Source organism: Pandoraea norimbergensis, from assembly GCF_001465545.3.
Classification (GTDB): domain Bacteria; phylum Pseudomonadota; class Gammaproteobacteria; order Burkholderiales; family Burkholderiaceae; genus Pandoraea; species Pandoraea norimbergensis.
This window is the reverse complement of sequence record NZ_CP013480.3, coordinates 4,017,044-4,037,198: the sequence shown is the minus strand read 5'-3', so window position 1 is coordinate 4,037,198 and position 20,155 is coordinate 4,017,044. Positions and strand designations below refer to the sequence as shown.

The 20,155-nt window shown below is 63.2% G+C and carries 18 protein-coding genes; 14 read left to right on the top strand and 4 right to left on the bottom strand.

From position 1 onward, the window contains the following. Positions 1–4: 4 nt before the first annotated feature. Positions 5–1,024 (bottom strand): FecR domain-containing protein, encoded by a 1,020-nt coding sequence (locus AT302_RS17720; protein WP_058379564.1) that lies wholly within the window; start codon positions 1,022–1,024, stop codon positions 5–7. Positions 1,025–1,031: 7 nt separating this feature from the next. Further along, a complete protein-coding gene (locus AT302_RS17715) occupies positions 1,032–1,553 on the bottom strand; it encodes a sigma-70 family RNA polymerase sigma factor (RefSeq protein ID WP_058379563.1) in 522 nt (173 codons plus the stop codon). Between the two features lie 613 nt (positions 1,554–2,166). On the opposite strand from AT302_RS17715, the gene AT302_RS17710 reads away from it, so the two are divergent. The 8 genes from AT302_RS17710 to AT302_RS17675 all read left to right on the top strand — a co-directional run bounded on the left by AT302_RS17710 (position 2,167) and on the right by AT302_RS17675 (position 11,790). After that, entirely contained in the window at positions 2,167–2,562 is a 396-nt protein-coding gene (locus AT302_RS17710; RefSeq protein ID WP_058379562.1) for a hypothetical protein, read from the top strand. 315 nt (positions 2,563–2,877) lie between these two features. After that, entirely contained in the window at positions 2,878–5,643 is a 2,766-nt protein-coding gene (mgtA, locus tag AT302_RS17705; RefSeq protein ID WP_058379561.1) for a magnesium-translocating P-type ATPase, read from the top strand. A 154-nt stretch (positions 5,644–5,797) separates the two neighbouring features. Then, entirely contained in the window at positions 5,798–6,532 is a 735-nt protein-coding gene (locus AT302_RS17700; RefSeq protein WP_058379560.1) for a transporter, read from the top strand. 286 nt (positions 6,533–6,818) lie between these two features. Next, entirely contained in the window at positions 6,819–7,454 is a 636-nt protein-coding gene (locus AT302_RS17695; protein WP_058379559.1) for a PepSY-associated TM helix domain-containing protein, read from the top strand. Between the two features lie 139 nt (positions 7,455–7,593). Then, positions 7,594–8,118 carry a DUF2271 domain-containing protein gene (locus AT302_RS17690; protein WP_058379558.1) on the top strand — a complete coding sequence of 175 codons (525 nt, stop codon included), beginning with the start codon at positions 7,594–7,596 and terminating at the stop codon, positions 8,116–8,118. 61 nt (positions 8,119–8,179) lie between these two features. Further along, positions 8,180–9,001: a DUF4198 domain-containing protein gene (locus AT302_RS17685; protein WP_058379557.1), complete on the top strand. Its 822-nt coding sequence runs from the start codon at positions 8,180–8,182 to the stop codon at positions 8,999–9,001. Between the two features lie 39 nt (positions 9,002–9,040). Beyond that, positions 9,041–10,141 carry an FAD:protein FMN transferase gene (locus tag AT302_RS17680; protein WP_058379556.1) on the top strand — a complete coding sequence of 367 codons (1,101 nt, stop codon included), beginning with the start codon at positions 9,041–9,043 and terminating at the stop codon, positions 10,139–10,141. Next, positions 10,138–11,790, top strand: a complete 1,653-nt coding sequence (locus tag AT302_RS17675; protein WP_058379555.1) for a sulfite reductase subunit alpha — start codon at positions 10,138–10,140, stop codon at positions 11,788–11,790. Before AT302_RS17680 ends, AT302_RS17675 begins: the two co-directional genes overlap by 4 nt. A gap of 50 nt (positions 11,791–11,840) precedes the next feature. Here AT302_RS17675 and AT302_RS17670 read toward each other — a convergent pair whose 3' ends face one another. Continuing rightward, positions 11,841–12,761, bottom strand: a complete 921-nt coding sequence (locus tag AT302_RS17670; protein ID WP_058379554.1) for a LysR family transcriptional regulator — start codon at positions 12,759–12,761, stop codon at positions 11,841–11,843. A 126-nt stretch (positions 12,762–12,887) separates the two neighbouring features. On the opposite strand from AT302_RS17670, the gene leuC reads away from it, so the two are divergent. The 6 genes from leuC to AT302_RS17640 all read left to right on the top strand — a co-directional run bounded on the left by leuC (position 12,888) and on the right by AT302_RS17640 (position 18,724). Then, positions 12,888–14,306, top strand: coding sequence for a 3-isopropylmalate dehydratase large subunit (leuC, locus tag AT302_RS17665; protein WP_058379553.1), 1,419 nt, complete (start codon positions 12,888–12,890; stop codon positions 14,304–14,306). Continuing rightward, positions 14,293–14,940 carry a 3-isopropylmalate dehydratase small subunit gene (gene leuD / locus AT302_RS17660; protein ID WP_058379552.1) on the top strand — a complete coding sequence of 216 codons (648 nt, stop codon included), beginning with the start codon at positions 14,293–14,295 and terminating at the stop codon, positions 14,938–14,940. Before leuC ends, leuD begins: the two co-directional genes overlap by 14 nt. Before the next feature lie 110 nt (positions 14,941–15,050). Beyond that, positions 15,051–16,391: a 2-hydroxycarboxylate transporter family protein gene (locus tag AT302_RS17655; protein ID WP_084656305.1), complete on the top strand. Its 1,341-nt coding sequence runs from the start codon at positions 15,051–15,053 to the stop codon at positions 16,389–16,391. 131 nt (positions 16,392–16,522) lie between these two features. Further along, positions 16,523–17,020 carry an Rrf2 family transcriptional regulator gene (locus tag AT302_RS17650; RefSeq protein ID WP_058379551.1) on the top strand — a complete coding sequence of 166 codons (498 nt, stop codon included), beginning with the start codon at positions 16,523–16,525 and terminating at the stop codon, positions 17,018–17,020. Positions 17,021–17,273: 253 nt separating this feature from the next. After that, positions 17,274–17,582 (top strand): DUF4148 domain-containing protein, encoded by a 309-nt coding sequence (locus tag AT302_RS27870; RefSeq protein WP_058379550.1) that lies wholly within the window; start codon positions 17,274–17,276, stop codon positions 17,580–17,582. 251 nt (positions 17,583–17,833) lie between these two features. Further along, entirely contained in the window at positions 17,834–18,724 is an 891-nt protein-coding gene (locus AT302_RS17640; protein ID WP_064675104.1) for an AraC family transcriptional regulator, read from the top strand. Between the two features lie 85 nt (positions 18,725–18,809). On the opposite strand, the gene AT302_RS17635 is transcribed toward AT302_RS17640, so the two are convergent. Then, a complete protein-coding gene (locus tag AT302_RS17635) occupies positions 18,810–20,057 on the bottom strand; it encodes a porin (RefSeq protein ID WP_058379549.1) in 1,248 nt (415 codons plus the stop codon). Between the last annotated feature and the right edge of the window lie 98 nt (positions 20,058–20,155).

Sequence of the window (20,155 nt, the reverse complement as noted above, 5' to 3'; positions counted from 1 at the left end):
CGGGTCACGCCGGCACGAGCCGGATCTCGCGCGCGCCCCAGAAGCGCGTCACTGAATCGGTGCGCACGGCAAGCGTCGTGCCGAGGGTGTCGAGCACTTTGCCGACGTCGTCGAGCGGAAACGACCCGGAGACACGCAGGTCGGCGACGCGCGGATCGCAGGTGAGCGACGTGTCGCTGTAGCGCGCCAGTTCCGCCACGAAATCGGCCAGCCGCATGCTGCGCGCGACGATGAAGCCTTCGGCCCATGTCGCTTCGGTACTCGGTACGGCAATCGGTGCAGAAATGGCGTCGCCCGTGTAGCTTGCATGCAGCCCCGCGCGCAGCACGAGGGATCGCGATGGGCTTCGGCTGGGCCGGATTTCGACGGCACCCTCATACACGCTTACGTGCGTGCCGCCGTCCCATTCGCGCACGGTGTAACGGGTGCCAAGTGCACGCGCAGTGCCCTGCGCTGTTTCGACGAGGAAGGGCCGTGCAGGCTCGTGCTTATCGGGGGCTGTGGTGATCAGCACCTCGCCCGCCATCAGTCGCACGCGCCGTTCATGTTCGGTGAAGACGATATCGACCGCACTGCCGGTATTCATCACCAGCCGGGTGCCGTCGGCGAGCATCAGCGTGCGCCGCTCGCCGACGCTCGTGCGGTAGTCCGCCGACCATCGCTGCCACGGCGACGAGTGCATGACACCCCATGCGCCGCTGCCGGCAAAGAACAGCACGGCGAGCGTCTTGACGGTGCGTCGCCGGGCAGGGGAGGCAGGGGTCGCCAGTGCCGCCTGCGCGATGCTCGCTTCGACGGGCGAGGCGAGCGGTTGCAATTTGCCTTTGACCGACTCGATGCGCTTCCATGCGCGCTCGTGATCGGGGTGCGCATTGCGCCATTGGTGCCAAGCGGCGATGACCGCAGGCGACACGTCGTCGCTCTGGAGTTCGATCAGCCACTCGACGGCGCGCTCGGCAACGTGCGCAGGCACCGTCGCCGCCCCTCGGGTGGCCTCATACCAAGCGGAAGACATGGCGCTCATGCGGCGATCATCCGATAAAGGACAGGTCGGCGAAGTAGCAGCGCTGCAAGGCTTTCGCGAGATACCGTTTGACCGTGGGCACCGAGATACCCAGCGCATCGGCCACTTGCGCATGCGTCTGTCCGTCGAGCTGCGAACGCAAAAAAGCCTGCCGCACGATGGTGGGCAGGCCGTCGAGCAGACGATCCAGTTCGATCAGGGTTTCGAGCAGCATGGCGCGTGTTTCGGGCGACCATTCGACTTCACGCGGGACTTGGGCGAGCGCTTCGAGATAGGCGCGCTCGAGCTTTTCGCGCCGCCAGTGGTTGGATACGAGATTCTGCGCAACCGTCGTGAGATAAGCACGCGGCTCATCGAAGGCTGCGGGCACACGTTCACTGCCGAGCAGTCGCACGAAGGTGTCGTGCGCGATATCCGCCGCTTGTTCGGCACTGCCCAGACGCCGGTGCAGCCAACCCTTGAGCCATGAGTGATGGTTGCTGTAAAGCAACTCGACAGTGGAAGGGAGGAGGGTGCCCGACGTTTGCATGATCCAGCCTGATGTTCGGTCCACTCACGACACGCTGGTCCAGCGAGAACACTGGCAGGTCATGCAGCAGTTGAAACGAATGCTCAAGGAATGTTAATGATAATCATTATTAATAACAGATGGGAAATTTCCCGTCAATGAAAGACCCTTGAGCGTGTGCGGGAAGCGGGATCTGATGAAATGCCCGGGAAGCCCGTCGCACGGCCTTGAGCGGGAAGTTCGGAGTGCGATGGGGTACGCAGAAATTAATGCTTGACGGTGCATTTAGGGCTCGGCTACTATCCGCCCTGTCTTCCATCCAAGGGGTTTGTTCGTGAATTCTGATGCCAGTTGTAGTCGACCTTTGATCGACTGATTGCCTGAGGATCCACAGCCTTCCCTGTGCCGCGTCCTCATGCAGGATGCGGTGTCTAGCGCGCCATCTACGTTCGTCTGAACGTCATCATTTCCGGCGCCATTCCCGCAGAAATTTCTACCGTCGTGCCCATGCTGGGCGCTGTCGTTGCGTGCTTTGCATTTGCCTTCGCATTTGCATTAGCCCACGAGTGCGCGCGTGTGTGCCGACTCGCCCTGTCGCTTGCGGCACGGGCGTTCGCAGCCATGCGAGGAAACCATGCGCGCTTTTCAAACATTTCAGGCTTTTCAAAGCCAGCCCACGCGCACCACGCCGGTGTCGCGTCTGACCATCGTCTGCCTGGCAGAAGCCCTCAATACGCTTCGCAAGCAGATGTTCACCGATCTCACCGCGCTCGGTCTGCGGGCCACGCACGTCAGCATCACGCGCTGGAGCGACCGCGACGTGGCCTCGGCCACCGTCACGCTTGATTGCTCGCAGGCCTCGCGTGCGTCGCTCACGGCGCTGGTCATGCGCCTGTCGGGCGAGAACAGCGTGCGCCGCGTGTTCTGGTCGGACGACGCCAATCGTCCCGATCGCGCTGATCGTGCCGCTAACGGTCCTGTTTCTCATCCTGCTGCCGGGGGCATGGCGGGTTTTGCCGCCCCGGCCTGAGCTTTCTTTTCAAACCATTGCAGTTCGTCTCGGGCGGCTACGCGCCGCCGATGATGGCGAGCCAACGATCATAAGGAGTCCGATATGGACGATGGAAGTAGTCGAATAGCGCCCGTCGGGGCCGCACGCGGGGCGTGCGGGATTCCGGCGGGCGACCACAGCCTTGCAACGGTAGCACCCATTTATCACCGACCGCGCGCCGCGCGGCGCGGCGGGGGACGTGCGCGCTTTTTCCGGGACTCGATAGACGTCCGGTAGCGCCTGACGACCCTGGCCGGCCGCCATGTCAGCGTAAGCCGCGCCCAGGAAATCGTTATGAACAAGAACCTTCGCTCGCGCCAGAAACAGCGTGGCTTTGTCGATCATCCGACAGCCACCGAGCGCGCCATTACCGGCCCAGATGCCGTCGCCAAGCTCGCCACCGAGCCGCTGCACGACATGCTCCACACCCTCGGCACCGACCTGCGCGGCCTCACGCTCGCCGAAGTCGGGCAGCGCCACACGCGCTACGGCCCCAACGAGATCGCCCACGACAAGCCACCGCACTGGACCGTGCAGTTGTTGCGCGCCTTCAACAATCCGTTTGTGATGGTGCTGCTCGTGCTCGCCACGATCAGCTTCTTCACCGATGTCTATTTCGCCGATCCCGATGACCGGGATTTCAAGAGCATCATCATCCTGCTGACGATGGTGACCATCAGCGGCCTGCTGCGGTTCTTTACCGAGTTCCATTCGCTGCGTGCCGCCGAGAAACTCAAAGCGATGGTGCGCACCACCGCGAGCGTCCGCCGCCGCGTGGTGTCGTCGGGTAAGCCGGAGCGTCACGAAGTCGCCATGCGCGAGCTTGTCGTGGGCGACATCGTGACGTTGCAGGCAGGGGACATGATTCCGGCCGACCTGCGCCTGATCGAATCGCGCGATCTGTTCATCAGTCAGGCGGTGCTCACTGGTGAAGCGCTGCCGGTGGAGAAGTACGACACGCTCGGCGCCGTCGCCCAGAAGTCAGTCGATACCGGGCCGGCCAAGCCGGTTCAGAAGAACAGCGCCAGCCTGCTCGATCTGTCGAACGTCTGCTTCATGGGGACGAACGTAGTGAGCGGCACGGCCCTTGGCGTGGTGGTGGCCACGGGCAGCGACACGTATTTTGGTGCGCTCGCCAAGAACGTGGTCAGTCACAAGCGCGTGGAGACGAGCTTCGATCGCGGCGTGAACAGCGTGAGCTGGCTGCTGATTCGTTTCATGCTGGTGATGGTGCCGATCGTCTTCATGATCAACGGCCTGACCAAGGGCGACTGGATGAGTGCCCTGACGTTCGCGCTGGCGGTCGCTGTCGGCCTGACGCCTGAAATGCTGCCGATGATCGTGAGCGCCAACCTCGCGCGCGGTGCGTTGGCAATGGCGCGCCGCAAGGTGGTGGTCAAGCGTCTGAACTCAGTGCAGAACTTCGGTGCCATGGACGTGTTGTGTACCGACAAGACCGGCACGCTCACGCAAGACAAGATCATTCTCGAGCAGCATCTCGACGTGGTCGGCAACGAGCAGGAAGACGTGCTGCGACTGGGTTGGCTCAACAGCTATCACCAGAGTGGTCAGCGCAATCTGATCGACGTGGCGATCATTCGCCGGGCCAACGAGATCGGCGAATCGGTGCAACCGCGCACCTTTGCCAAGATCGATGAACTGCCGTTTGATTTCGTGCGTCGGCGCTTGTCGGTGGTGGTTGCCAATGAGCGTGGCGAGCATTTGATGGTCACCAAGGGCGCCGTCGAAGAGATGCTGGCAGTGTCCACGCATGTGAAGACTGCCCAAGGGGTGCGGGTGCTCGACGATACGGCCCGCGCCATGTTGCTCGCACGCGCCGAAGCCTATAACGAAGACGGTTTCCGCGTGCTGGTCGTGGCCACGCGCGACATTCCGGCCGGAGAGACCAAAACCCAATACAAGACGTCCGACGAGACGGGCCTCACGGTCTGCGGCTTCCTCACGTTCCTCGATCCGCCGAAGGACTCGGCGGCCCCGGCTATTGCCGCGCTGCGTGAATACGGCGTCGCCGTGAAGGTGCTCACCGGCGACAACCCGATCGTCACGCTGAAGGTCTGCCGCGAGGTCGGGCTGGAACCCGGTACGCCGTTGTTGGGTGCCGATATCGAGCCGATGGACGAAGACACGCTGCGTGCTGCCGTCGAGCACACCACCGTGTTTGCCAAGCTGGCCCCGTTGCACAAGGCTCGCGTGGTCAAGGCGTTGCAGGCCAACGGTCACACGGTGGGCTTCCTGGGCGACGGCATCAACGACGCCCCGGCGTTGCGCGATGCCGACGTGGGTATCTCGGTCGACACCGGCGCCGATATTGCGAAGGAGACGGCCGACATCATCCTGCTCGAAAAGAGCCTGATGGTGCTCGAAGCGGGGGTGGTCAAGGGTCGTGAGACGTTCGGCAACATCCTCAAGTATCTGAACATGACGGCCAGCTCCAACTTCGGCAACGTGTTCTCGGTGCTGGTGGCGAGCGCATTCCTGCCGTGGGAGCCGATGCTCGCGATGCAGTTGCTCGTGCAGAACCTCGTGTACGACATCTCGCAGATGTTCCTGCCGTGGGACCGCATGGACCCCGAGTTCCTCAAGAAGCCGCGCAAGTGGGACGCGGGCAACATCCGCCGCTTCATGCTGTGGATCGGACCGACCTCCTCGGTGTTCGATATCACGACTTATGCGCTGTTGTGGACCGTTTTCGGTGCCGGTGCGATGTATCACCTGCACGGCGGCAGTGGCGGTCAGGTCATCATGAATTCGGGCTGGTTCATTGAAGGGCTCGTCTCGCAGACGCTCGTGGTGCACTTGCTGCGCACGCAGAAGATTCCATTCCTGCAAAGCACGCCGGCGCTGCCGATCATGCTCTCGACGACCGTGGCCATCGCTATCGCTTGCTGGCTGCCGTATTCGCCGTTTGCCGAAACACTCGGTTTCGTCAGCCTGCCGGGCTCGTACTTCTACTGGCTGGCGGCCACCATGCTCGGCTACATCGCGCTCGCACAGACGGTGAAGACGATCTACATCCGCCGCTTCGGCCGCTGGTTCTGAGCTGAGGTCTCAGGCAGCCACCACCCACCACCCACCACTGCACCACACGCAGCCATGCCCGCGCCCGTCCGTCCGGTGGACGGGCGCGGGCAGGTGACCCACACAAGCCCCCGTGCAGCGCACGTGGGGCAGCATGAAAAAGAGCGAACGACTCATGAAGAAGCAACTCATCTCGCTGGCTTTGGCTTGTCCCCTCAGCGCCTTCGCCGCGCATCCGCTCGTGACCGACGACACGGGCACCCAAGGCGATGGCAACTGGCAGTTCGAAACGAATGGCGAAGCCACCGCCAAGCAACCCGATACGGGCCGTCAATTTCTCTGGAACAGCACGCTCACGCGTGGCTTCGGCGAAGCGCTGGATCTCTACGCCAACGTGCCGTACACCCACGTGCAACAACGCTCCGATACCGCGGCGACCGGCATCGCCGATCTGGAACTCGGCGCGAAATGGCGGCTGTATGACGACGGCGCCTTCAGCCTCGGCCTCAAGCCTTACCTCACGCTCCCGACCGGCAACGACTCGCGCGGCCTCGGCACAGGTCGCGTGAACGCCGGCGCAACCTTGCTCGCGCAATACGAAATCGACGACTGGACGTTCCTTGTCAACGGCGGCGCCGTGTATCAACCGAACCGGCAGGGCGTGCGCGAGACGGTCTGGAAAGTCTCGGGGGCCGTGCTGTATCGCGTGCTGCCGACGACTCGCCTGCTGCTCGATATCGGTACGTCGCAGAACCCCGATTTCGCACAGCCGACCAGCCCGGCGTTCATGATTGTCGGTGCCATCTACAGCCCCAAGCCGTGGCTCGATCTGGACGTGGGCTATCGCCGGGGACTCAACCCGCAGACCTACGATTACTCGTGGCTGGCCGGGGTGACCGTGCGCTGGTAAATCGATAGCGCGTTTAATCTCGTGCAACCGTAGTCGTTGCCGTCGTCACACGGGCTGCGACGATCTCACCCGCCGGGGGCACTGGGTCAGGAATGACCCGGCACCCCCGGCTTTTCTTATGGTCGTCTTCACATCAAGACGATTGCCTTGTTAAATGCAAACGATTATCATTGCACTTTTCAGTTTCCCTGAGATAGTGCGGCGCGCGAATGTCGGCTCGCCATGACACTACGATGACTGCCATGCCCGCCATCCCTAGGCTCGCTTTGATGTCCCGAATTCCGCAATGAACGAACTCCAGCTCGGTGCCGGCCGGCAGCGGCGCGCGTTCTGGCTCAAACATCTGCACCAGTGGCACTGGATCAGTTCGGCGATCTGTCTGCTCGGCATGATGCTGTTCGCGATCACGGGCTTCACGCTCAACCACGCAGGTCAGATCGAAGCTCACCCCCAAGTCGTCAAGCGCGCGGCGCAGGTGCCCGATGCCCTGCTGACGCAGCTTGGCGAGACACCCCACAAGGACAAAGGCCCGGTACCGGCGGCGCTCGCCGATTGGCTGCACACGTCGCTCGCCATCGATGCCGAGGGCCGAGAGGCCGAGTGGTCGGCTGACGAAATTTACGTCGCATTGCCGCGTCCCGGTGGCGATGCGTGGGTGAGTGTGGATTTGCAGAGCGGTGAGACCCAGTACGAACTGACCACGCGCGGCTGGATTTCCTATTTGAATGACCTGCACAAGGGCCGCAATACCGGCAATGCGTGGAGCCTCTTTATCGACGTGTTTGCGCTGGCGTGTCTGGTGTTCAGCGTGACCGGCTTGTTTCTGCTCAAGCTGCATGCGGGCAACCGCGTGGCGACGTGGCCGCTGGTCGGTCTGGGGCTCGTCATCCCGCTGCTGCTCGTCATCTTGTTCATTCACTAAGCATTCACCGAGACGCAGCGACCGGATCGGGGCGCGCGTCGCTAGTGTCGCTAGTGTCGGTTGCGTCGACAGCGTCGATAGCGTTTTCTTAGTACTTCAATCTGAACTCAACCCGAGGTTTGCTCGATAGGGGATAGCCATGCGTCGAATGCTTTCCGTCACGTTGACCGGTCTGGTGGCAGCACCATTCGCGGGAAATGCGGCGGCCGCCGAGATGACCGTCAAGGTCGAAATTCCGCGTCTGAACGTGGCGGAGTATCACCGTCCGTATGTGGCGATGTGGATCGAAAAGGCGGATCAGTCGCCCGTGACCACGTTGTCGGTCTGGTACGACGGCAAGCTCAAGAATGCCGAAGGCACCAAGTGGCTCAAGGACATGCGCCAGTGGTGGCGTAAGGCAGGGCGCGACATGACGATGCCGGCCGACGGTGTGTCGGGTGCGACGAGAGCCCCCGGTGAGCACTCGCTGACTTTTGTCGACGGCAAAGCACCGCTGGGCAAGCTGGCCGCCGGTGAGTACCAACTCGTGGTGGAAGCGGCCCGTGAAGTGGGCGGTCGCGAACTGATTCGCGTGCCGTTCACGTGGCCGCCTGCCGACGCGAAGTCGGCGCAGGTCAAGGGTGAGCACGAACTCGGCGCGGTGTCGCTGAGCGTGAAGCCCTGAGCCGCGACTGCCGCCTCACGACCGAATTCCTTTTTCCAGAATCGCTGTACAGGAGCTGATCATGAAGTTCTCGCTGAAGAAGCTGTCTCTCGTCTCTGCATTGGCCATCGCCGCACTGGCACCGCTCGCCGCACAGGCGCACCGTCAGTGGTTGCTGCCGTCGGCCACCGTGCTGTCGGGCAACGATCCGTGGGTGACGGTGGATGCTGCGGTCTCGAACGACCTGTTCTACTTCGAGCATTTCCCAATGCGTCTGGACGGGCTCGTCGTGACGGCGCCGGACGGCAAGCCGGTGAAGGCCGAGAACGCATCGACGGGCCGCTATCGCAGCGTCTTCGACGTGCATCTCACGCAGGACGGAACGTACAAGATCGCCGTGGTGAACCACGGGCTGTCGGCAAGCTACAAGGTGGGTACCGAGACCAAACGCTGGCGTGGTTCGCCGGAAGCGTTTGCGAAGGAAGTACCCGCTAACGCGCAAGACCTGCAAGTCACGGAAGGCCTGTCGCGTGTGGAGTCGTTTGTCACGCGCGGCAAGCCCACGACGACGGCGCTGGCGACGACGGGTCAAGGGCTTGAGCTTGCGCCGATCTCGCATCCGAACGATCTGGTCGACGGCAGCACCGCGAGCTTCCGTCTGCTGCACGACGGCAAGCCGGCGGCAAACGTGAAAGTGGAAGTGGTGCCGGGCGGCATTCGCTACCGCGACAAACTCAACGATCTGTCGGTAACGACCGATGCCGACGGCAAGTTCAGCGTGAAGTGGCCCGCGCCGGGCATGTACTGGCTCGAAGCCGACGTGCGTGACGACAAGGTCTCGATCAAGCCGGCCAAGGCACGCCGTGCGGCCTATGCCGCAACCGTGGAAGTGCTGCCGCAGTAAGGCGGCAATCTGCCCCCGGTTAGTCCTCACTTCGCGCCCATGACTCCTCTCGACCTGTCTGTCGATGCACGGTACGAGCCGCGTGTGCTCGTACCGTTGCAGATGACGTCTGCCGGTGTGCAACCGCATGTCGGTGGGCGGCTCAGACATCTGGCCGGGCAGACGATGGGCACGACGTGGTCGGTCGCGTATGTACAGCCGTCGGACGTTGCCGATACATCCGACGACGGCGGGACCGACGCGTGCATTCGTGCGGTCCTCGCGCGCGTGGACGCGCAGATGAGCAATTGGCGCGAAGACTCTGACATCAGCGCGTTCAATCGTGCAGACGCAGGGCAATGGATTGAGCTGCCGGACGAAGCCTTTCATGTGCTGGAAACGGCACTGCGTGTCGCCCGCGAGAGCGGTGGTGCGTACGATCCCAGCGCGGGGCCGCTCGTCGACCTGTGGGGCTTTGGCCCGGCACCGCGTCGCGATGTGGCGCCGGGTGTGGACGAGGTGATATCCGCACGTGAGCGCTGCGGCTGGGCGCGCGTGGTGCTCGACATTCAGAGCAAGCGTGCGCAGCAACCCGGCGGCATCTCGCTCGATCTCTGCGCGATTGCCAAGGGCTTCGCGGTCGATGCCGTGTCGTTGGCGCTCACTGACGTAGGCATTGCGCACCATCTTGTCGAGATTGGCGGCGAGCTTCGTGGTGAGGGCGTCAAACCGGATGGCATGCCGTGGTGGGTCGAACTGGAAGCGCCTGTGACTGAAGCTGGGTCCGAGGCCGCGGGTATCGCGCAGGATCTCGTTGCGTTGCACGGGCTGAGTGTGGCGACGTCTGGCGACTATCGCCGTTTCTTCATGGAGGCATCGCAAGCGTCAGCGCCTTCGAAGCCTTCGAAGCCTTCGAAGCGATATGCGCACACGCTCGATCCACGCACCGGGTATCCGGCGAGTCATGCATTGGCATCGGTCAGCGTAGTGCATCGCGAGTGCATGCTGGCCGACGCCTGGTCGACCGCGCTCACCGTCCTCGGGCCGCAGGCGGGCATGCAACTCGCTACCGCACGCGACATCGCTGCACGCTTTGTGATGCGTGTTCCCGACGGTTTTCGCGAGACAGTGACGCCCGCCTATCGGGCGATGTATTCATGAATACCGTCAAGTCTGCCGCGTTCCACTGGTCCACATTGGGGTTGAGCGCAACGTCCGTGGCGGGTGCCGCGCTGGCGTGGGCGAGTCACGCGCGTCCGTTGATGGCAGGGGGCGTGCTGCTCGCCTATCTTGCGGGAAGCCTCGCCGTGATCGGCGCGCATCGACGGCGCTCGCGTCAATCCGCGTTTGAAGTCGTGAGTTCAGAGACCCCGCCGGAATCGACCACGCTTGTCGTCTATGCAAGCCAGACCGGTTTCGCTGAACTCCTCGCGGTGAATACGACCACGGCTTTGCGCGATGCGGGTGTCGCCGTGCGTCCGATCTCGATCGATGCACTGAACGCCGACGCATTGATGGCGTGCAGGCAAGCGCTTTTCATTGTGAGCACGACGGGCGAGGGCGATGTGCCGGACAGCGCGTCCGGGTTCACACGCAAGATGATGAACAGTGCGTTTGCACTGCCCGGCCTGCGCTACGGCGTACTGGCGCTGGGCGACCGCAGTTATACGGAATTCTGTGCCTTCGGGCATCGGTTGACCCATTGGCTGGAGGCGAGCGGCGCACAGGCGCTGTTCGACACCATCGAGGTCGACAACGGCGACGCCGGTGCCATTCGTCACTGGCAGCACCAGCTGTCGGCCATGGCGGGCGGCGCAGAGATTGCCGATTGGGAACCGCCGAGTTACGCGTCATGGCGTCTGCAATCACGCGTGCTGCTCAATCCGGATAGCGTTGGCGCACCGGCGTTTCATCTATCACTCGTGCCGGAAGACGGTGCCACTTCGCTCGACTGGCAGGCGGGCGATATCGTGGAAGTTGGCCCGCGACATTCGGCGCAGTTCGTTGCCGATTGGCTGCGCGATACCGGTTTCGCGGCCGATGCCGCCGTGCAATGCAACGGAGAATCGATGACACTTGCGCAGGCGCTGGCGTCTCGCATGCCAGCTTCTGATGCCAGCGACGCGATGGTCGCACACACGCCGCAGGCACTTGTCGATACGCTCGTGCCGTTGCCGCATCGCGAATATTCGCTCGCGTCGCTGCCTGCTGACGGCCGGTTGGAATTGCTGGTGCGTCAGACCCGCTATGCCGATTCGGCACAGCCTGATGGCGTCCGTCTGGGGCTGGCGTCGGGTTGGCTCACGAAGCACGCCGCCATCGACACGCGCATCGCAATGCGTGTGCGCACCAACCGCGCGTTTCATCCACCCGCTGACGACGTGCCGCTGATTCTGATCGGCAACGGCACGGGGCTGGCCGGTCTGCGCGCGCATCTGAAGTCGCGTGCCGCGCGGGGAGCGCGTCGCAACTGGCTGCTCTTCGGTGAGCGCAATGCGCGTCATGACGCGTTCTTCGCCGACGAAATCACGCAATGGCAGCGCGACGGGGTGATTGAACGTGTGGATTTCGCGTGGTCGCGCGATGCCGGCGACGTGCGCTATGTGCAGGATGCTTTGCGCCACGCTGCGCCGGATATCCGCGCATGGGTCGATGCCGGTGCCGCAATCTATGTCTGCGGCAGCTTGCAGGGCATGGCCCCCGCCGTGCATGCCGCGCTCGTCGAGATCCTTGGGGCGTCTGGCCATGACGGCAACGCAGTATTGGACACCCTCACCGAAGCGGGCCGGTATCGCCGCGACGTCTACTGACGTTCACACCAAGTTCACACCGAAGATCACACCGAAGATCACACCGAAGATCACACCGATGCCGGATAGCTGCCCCAGTGGCCGGCATCCCGCATATGTCCTTCCAGAAAGTCGACGAACACGCGTACTTTTGCCGAGAGATTCAGTCGCTCGGGATACACCGCGTAGACGTCCGCCGGGGGCAGGTGCCAGTCGGGCAGCAGCCGCACGAGTCGGCCTGCGTCGATGAACGATTGCACCTCCCATGCCGAGCGCATGAGCACGCCGTGCCCGTCGAGTGCCCATTTCAGCGTGGCTTCCCCGTCGTTGCTGCTCATCGCACCGTGCACCTTCACGGGTTGCTGACGCTTGCCCTTGTTGAAATGCCACGTGCCGTAGGCCGTGTCGTTCTCGCGCAGCACGATGCAAAGATGCTGGCGCAAATCTTCCGGCGTGCGCGGCAGGGTGCGTCCGTTCAGATAGCTTGGCGACGCGCAGACAAAGCGCTCGTTATGGGCCAGCCGTTTCGCCACGAGGCGGGAGTCGGGTAATTCGCCCAGTCGAATGCCCACATCGAAAGCCGACTCCGCGAGGTTCATCGGCCGGTCGGTCAGTTCCAACTGCACTTCCACGTCGGGATAGCGCTGCCGAAACGCCGAGAGCGCCGGCACGATGTGCCGCCGCCCGAAGCCGAACGTGGCATTCACCTTGAGCAACCCCTGCGGCACGTTGCGGCTGCTCGACACCATGCGCTCCAGTTCCTGCACTTCTTCGAGCAGCGATGAGCCTGCGCGCAGGTAGCGCTCGCCTTCCTCGGTCATCGTGATACGGCGCGTGGTGCGGTTGAGCAGCCGCACGCCGAGCCGTTTCTCCAGCAACGCCAAGCGGGCGCTGACGGCGGGCGGGGTCACGCCGAGATCGCGGGCCAGCGACGACAGGCTGCCGTGGCGTACCAGCCGCACGAAGAATTCCAGATCGGCGATCGCGTTCATTGTTAAGAAAAATCTAAGAATGGTTTAGATAAGTCTGCATTATGCATGGAACATCGCGAAATTAAACTGGCGGGACTGGATCAATGGGCGTTGCCCGTGACAGGAGACACCCGCAAGGAGGGCCCCATGGGGCAAACGATGTATCGCAAGATCGTGGATGCTCACACGGTCTTCCCGATCGATGCGCAGCACGTCGCGCTGTATGCCGACCTGCACATCATGAACGAGTACACCAGCCCGCAAGCGTTTGCCGGGCTGGCCGAGAAGCAACTGCCCGTGCGCTGCCCACAGAAGCAGATGGGCGTAGTTGATCACGTGATTCCCACGCATCCGGTCGCCACGTCGCGCCGTACGATCGCCATCGAAGCGGCGTCGCATCAGGCCGCGAATTTCACACGCAATTGCGAGAAACACGGCATTCATCTGTTCGACGTGCAGGATCGCGAGCAGGGCATCGAGCACGTGGTGGCGCCTGAGATCGGGTTGATTCGCCCGGGCATGGTGGTGCTGTGCGGTGATAGTCACACGACGACTTACGGCGCTTTGGGTGCGCTGGGGTTCGGCATCGGCACGTCGGAAGTGGAGCACGTGCTCGCGACGCAGACGCTGGTCTACCGCGTGGCGCAGGACATGCGCATTCGCGTGGACGGTCAACTGCCGGGCGGCACGACGGCGAAGGATCTGGTGCTGCACATCATCGCGCGCATCGGTGCACAGGGCGCGCGGGGCTACGTCGTGGAGTACTGCGGCGAGGCCATCGGCGCGCTGAGCGCCGAGGCACGCATGACGTTGTGCAACATGACCGTGGAAGCGGGCGCGCGCGGTGCGCTCATTGCGCCGGACGACATCACGGTGCGCTACGTCGCACCGCGTATTCGCGACATGGATGCCGACGCGCTGGCATCGGCCGAGCAGGCGTGGCGGGAACTGCGTTCTGACGACGATGCCGCGTTCGACGTCGAGCACGTTTTCGATGCCGCGCACGTGGCGCCGTTCGTGACGTGGGGCACCAGCCCCGATCAGGCGATTGCGATTGGCGAGTGCATTCCGGCGTTGTCTGCCGATGCGCAGATGCAGGCCAGTGCCACGAAGGCGCTCGCCTATATGGGGCTGACGGCGGGGCAGCCGATCGACGGCGTGGCGATCGACCACGTGTTCATCGGGTCGTGCACCAACGCACGTATCGAAGACTTGCGCGAAGTGGCATCGGTCGTTCGCGGGCGCAAGGTGGCGTCCTCGGTACGGGCGATGGTGGTGCCGGGCTCCGGACGCGTGCGTGATCAGGCGGAAGCGGAAGGCATCGCGCAGGTGCTGCTCGACGCGGGTTTCGAGTGGCGGCAACCGGGCTGTTCGATGTGTCTCGCGATGAACGACGACGTGCTGGCCCCCGGGCAGCGCTGCGCGTCCACGACCAATCGCAACTTCGAGGGCCGTCAGGGGCGCGGTGCCCGCACCCATCTGATGAGCCCTGCCATGGCCGCTGCCGCTGCGCTGGCCGGGCGAATCGTCGACGTACGCAAGGAGTTTGGCTATGGCCAGTCATGACCTGTTGAGTGGCATTGCGGCGCCGCTGCCGCTGGAAAACCTCGATACCGATCAGATCATGCCGAAGCAGTTTCTGCTCGGTATCGACAAGGCGGGGCTGGCGCGCGGCGTGCTCTACGACCTGCGCATGACGCCGCAGGGCGAGCCGCGACCGGACTTCGTGCTGAATCGGCCTGAGTATCGCGGCGCGCGCATCCTGATCGCCGGAGCGAACTTCGGCTGCGGATCGAGCCGCGAGCACGCGGTGTGGGGGCTGATGCAGGCAGGTATCGACGCGGTGATCGCGCCGAGTTTCGGCGAGATTTTCTACTTCAATGCGCAGAACAACCGGCTGTTGCTCGTGACGTTACCGCCTGCCGATGTGGCACGGCTCAATGCCATCGTGAGCGACCCGCGTCACAGCCTGCTCACGATTGACGTGCAGCAGCAATGTGTACTCACGGCCACCGGCGAGCGTTTCGGTTTCGAGATGCCGGCGCGGCAGAAACGCATGTTCGTCGAAGGGCTCGACATGATCGGCATGACGCTCGCGGAGCGTGCGTCCATCGATGCCTTCGAGGCGCGTCATCAGGCGCGTCATCCGTGGATGTCGATCGATTTGCCGGCGCAGCAACGCGCGGCGGCATCGAAGTAAGCACGAAGTCGCTAAAACCCCGTTCGCCCTGAAGCCGGCACAGTCCGGCGGGGCGGCGGCACAACACGTCAAACGAATCGATTTGACGCTTCCTCTCAAGGAGACACCCCATGGAGATGCCATCCGCGCAACTTGGCGCGAACCCGAACGGACAAGACAAGCCCACGGGCCGTCTGTCTGCGTTGACCCAATTTTCGATTGGCGGTCTGCCGCTGCCGATGTTCGTGGCGATTGCTGTGGTCGTGGTGCTGGCTGCCATGACCAACCGTTTGCCGAACGACATGATCGGCGGCTTTGCCGTGCTGATGCTGGCGGGTGCCGCGCTCGGCGAACTTGGCCGGCGTATTCCCGTGCTGCGCGTGATTGGCGGTTCGGCGATTCTGTGTCTGTTCGTGCCGTCGGCGTTGTTGGGCTACAAGCTGATGGATGACGCGTCGCTGAAGGCCATCACGACGACGATGAAGACGGCGAACCTGCAATACCTCTACATCGCGTGTCTGGTGGCGGGCAGCATTCTCGGCATGAATCGCCGGGTGCTGATTCAGGGCTTCCTGAAGATGTTCGTGCCGTTGTTCGTGGGCACGATCACGGCGGTGGTCGCCGGCATGCTGGTAGGGCTTTGCTTCGGCTATGACCCCAAGCACACGTTCTTCTACATCGTCGTGCCGATTCTCGGCGGTGGCATTGGCGAAGGCGTGCTGCCGCTGTCCATCGGGTATTCGGAGATTCTCGGCGAGTCGCAGGCGCATCTGGTCGCCACGCTGGTACCGGCGGCGCTGATCGGCAACGTGGTGGCGATTCTCGCCAGCGGCGTGCTGAACCGGTTTGGCGAGCGATACACGAAATACAGTGGCGACGGCATGCTGGTGCGCACGGGCGACGATCTTGAGTTGCTCAAGCTGCAAAAGGAAGACACGTCGCTCGATCTTCGCCTGATGGGCGCGGGGTTGCTGCTGGGCTGCACGCTGTACATTCTCGGCTCGCTGCTCGCGCCGGTGACGGGCATTCCGGGGCCGGTGCTGATGATCGTGGCGGCCGCAGTGCTCAAGGTCTGCAAGGCGATTCCGGCATCGATGGAGAGCGGCGCGTATCAGATGTACAAGTTCATGTCGACGAACCTGACGTTTGCGATTTTGGTCGGTCTGGGCACGCTGTTCGTTTCTTGGGACAAGCTGGTGGCCGCCTTCACACCGGCGTACTTCGTGATCGTGACGGTGACGGTGCTGGCGATGATCGCGTCGGGCTTTTTCGTCGGCCTGTGGCTCAAGATGTATCCGGTCGAAGCGGCGATCGTTACGGCTTGCCATAGCGGTCTGGGCGGCACGGGGGACGTGGCGATCCTGTCGTCGTCGAACCGTATGGGGCTGATGCCGTTCGCCCAGATTTCTACACGCATCGGCGGGGCGGCGATGATCGTGGTGGCGACGATTCTGATGAAGTTCCTGCACTGATGGCAGCAGGGTAGTGGGGCATCAGAGGGGCATAAGATGTATTGCGGGGCCATGTTAAACTGCCCCGCAACCTCTTTTGCGGCGGCCGGTCGAGCCGCTTGTGCCTTCGCGGCACCCTTGTCCCCACTGTCATGCGACTGACCGACTACACCGATTACAGCCTGCGCACGCTCATCTACGTTGCGGTACATCCCGACGAGCTGGTGCACGTGCAGGCGGTGGCGGACGCCTTCGACATTCCCAAGAATCACCTCGTGAAGATCGTGCAGAAGCTCGGGCAGCTGGGCTTTTTGCACACGGTGCGCGGGCGTGCGGGCGGAATCCGTCTGGGGCGGGCGCCGGAGCGTATCGGGCTTGGCGAAGTGGTGCGCGCGATGGAGCCGGATTTTGCACTGGTGGAGTGCTTTCATCAGGGCGACAACGCGTGTGTGATTACGTCGGCCTGCAACCTGAAAGGGGTGTTGGGCGACGCGTTACGGGCCTACTTCGCCGTGCTCGATCGCTACACGCTGGCCGATTTGGTCAACAAGCCCGCAGCACTGCGCCAACTGCTCGGCGACGCCGTGGTCTCGGCCGCCATTCCCGTGAGCGAAATCAAGGTGAATCGCGGCGCAAAACGCGGCGGTTGAGCGTTTCCACGACCGCCGGATGGTGGTTATTTCCCCTTCCATCGACGGCATCTATCGCCGTCATAGCCACTACCAATGGCTATCGTTTGATTTGGACGATTGGTCGCATCTTGCAGACGGCCAGCCGCGAAATTCCTGCTCGATTTCCCTAATCTTGAGTCGTGCCCAGTCACACCGTTCCAAGAGAAACCAAACCTCTTCGGTACGACTGGAAAAAACATGGCTTCAGATGCCAATCGACAGGAGTTTCACCATGAATACCCGCCTCTTTGCTGCTGCTCTGGTTGCTACCGCAACGCTCGTTTCCGCTTCGGCCTTCGCCGGAGAAACCCAAACCGCCTATAACGGCGATTCGCAAACCATCGCGCAAGCCGCCCCGCAAGGCATGACCCGTGCGCAAGTCCGCGAAGAACTGCGTCAAGCCCGTGCTTCGGGTCAACTCGACCAATCGCTGGAAACCTACCCGTCGCTGCTGCAACAACGCACATCTGCCGGCCTGTCGCGCGCGCAAGTTCGCTCGCAAATCGGTACGGCCGCCACGGTTGGCGATAACCGCGCTTAATGCTGCTGTTGGTGGTGCTGGGCCGACGCTCAGACACGCGCTACCGCAGGACCGACCGAAGCCCCTTCCCGCTGCTCAGACAAGTTCAACTCGCCTCGGGAAGGGGCTCCGGTCGGTCCTCTTCATTTCGCCCTGTGCTTCGAACGAAACCATCGGCTTTGGCTTGATGGTTTTTGCTTTGCAGGGGTGACGAGCAAGGGGCGGCCAAATCCTCCATAATCGGCGCACCGGGTCTTCATGATGAGTGCGCCATGGATCGGCTCTCTACGCTTATTTCGAATTTCGGCGTTCGCGCCGGTGTGTTCCACAGCGGCGGCCTTTGCGGCGTTGCCAGCTACGGCATCGACTCGCACGACGGCGGCCACATGCACCTGCTGCGAACCGGCGAAGTCGCCCTTGTGCTGGAAGACGGCACCCGCCAAGACATCGTCGAACCCTCGCTGATCTTCTTTCCTCGCCGTAATCACCACCAGCTGCTCTCCGGCGAAGGCGATCGCACCGAACTCGTGTGCGGCTCCCTCTCGTTCGACGGCGGGCACAATAATCCGTTGGTCGCCGCGCTGCCCGAATACCTCGTGCTGCCCACGCAGTCGCTCTCGACACTCGATCTGACGCTGAACTGGCTGTTCGCCGAAGCGTTCGGCTCGCAGTGCGGCCGGCTTGCCGTGATGGATCGGCTGTTCGAATTGCTGGTGATTCAACTTCTGCGCCACGTGCTGGAAAAGCGCATCGTCAATCGCGGCATGCTGGCCGGTCTGGCCGACCCGCGACTGGCCCGCGCGCTGCACGTCATTCACCATCAGCCCGGTGACGCGTGGACGGTGGAGTCGCTGGCCAACACCGCTAATATGTCCCGCGCGAATTTCGCCGCGCAGTTCCGTGAAGTCATCGGGCAATCGCCCGCCGACTACTTGCTCGACTGGCGCATCGGACTCGCCCAGAAGCGCCTGCGCGACGGACAACCCATCGCGCGAGTCGCCGATGAGGTCGGCTACGACAGCGCCTCGGCACTGGCGCGCGCGTTCCGCCGTAAAACCGGCGCAAGCCCCCGCGACTGGCTGCGCGCGCAAATGCACGCCGTCACGATGTTGCCGCCCCCGCGCGTGACGCTGGTGCCGCCACTGCCTGCACAAGCCGCCTGAGCGACGGGGATGACCGGCGGCGATGCCATGGGCCATTCGCGCCTGCGCTGACGCATTGGCGAATGGCCGATACTGCTGACCGTGCTTAGAACACGTGGCTGACGCCCAGACGCACGATCGTCTGCGTGTTGGTGGCCGACGACATGCCGTTGGCGGCATCGCCCACGGAAGCGGTGGCGTCGATCACGTTGCCGAACGCGTCGAGCGTCGCGCCGGAAGCCTTCTGATAACCCACCAGGGCATACAACTCGGTGCGCTTCGACAGGTTGTAGAACGCGGCCAGATTGAACTGGTGGTACTTCGCACCCGAAGCGTTGGCCGCCGGCGCATTCACATTGGTGAAGCTGTAACCGCCACCCAGACGGAACGCGTTGGTGAAGCGGTACATCGCGAGTACGCCAACCGTGTCGAACTTCGCCGTGCGCGTGAAGCGCGAGTAGGTGCCGGGCGAATACTCGGTGTGGCTGTAGTTCGCGCCCAAGGTGGTGTTGTTGCCGATCTGATACGTCATGGCCGTGGCGATGATGTCGCGCGACTTGGCACTGGCGTAACCGGCGTTGATCGACGAGCCGAATGCCGATTCCGACGAACCTGCCCAGCTACCGATGGTGGTGTCGGCAGCGCTTGCCTTGTCGTTGTTGGCATGCGAGTACGCGAGGCCCCAGACGAGCGGGCCGCCTGCATATTGGCCAGCCAGACCCCATGTGTTCTGACGCCCCATCGTGCCTGCCTGACCGCCGAAGCCGTACATGGCACCGAACGTGAAACCGGCCCACGTCGGCGAGCGGTACTTCACGCTGTTGTTCACGCGCGAGCTGTGGTCGAGGTTGTCGACGTCGCCCGGGTGTGCAGCGACGCCGGAGAGCAGCGCGGTGCCGCCCACGGAGCCGACGAGGTCGATCAACGGATCGTACTGGCGGCCGATGGTGATCGTGCCAAGCTTCTGGTCCTGCAAGCCGACATACGCGTGGCGGCCGAACTCGGCGCCGTTCTGGCTTGCCGTACCGTTGGCGACGCTGAAGCCGTTTTCAAGGCGGAACAGCGCTTTCAGGCCGCCACCGAGGTCTTCGGTGCCTTGCAGGCCCCAGCGGCTGCCTTGCCACGTGCCGCTCTGGAACGCCGTGTTCGACGCGCCACTCATGACGGCCGGACGGCCAGCGGCGCCGGCCTTGGTCACGGAGGCGACATTGCTGGCGTAACCAATGCCGCCGTCGACGATACCGTAAAGCGTGACGTTCGATTGCGCATGCGCGAGCGGGGCGAGCGATGCAGCGCCGCAGCCGATAGCCAACGCGGCGGCGCGGGCGAGGGAGGAGCGAGAGTAAGCCTTCATGGGTGCATTTCCTAGCGTGGCGGTATTGGCACGACGCGTCGCACGGGTTGTCGTTCCCCGAGTCAATTTGCCGTGGATAAAATTAGGAATCCTAAAAA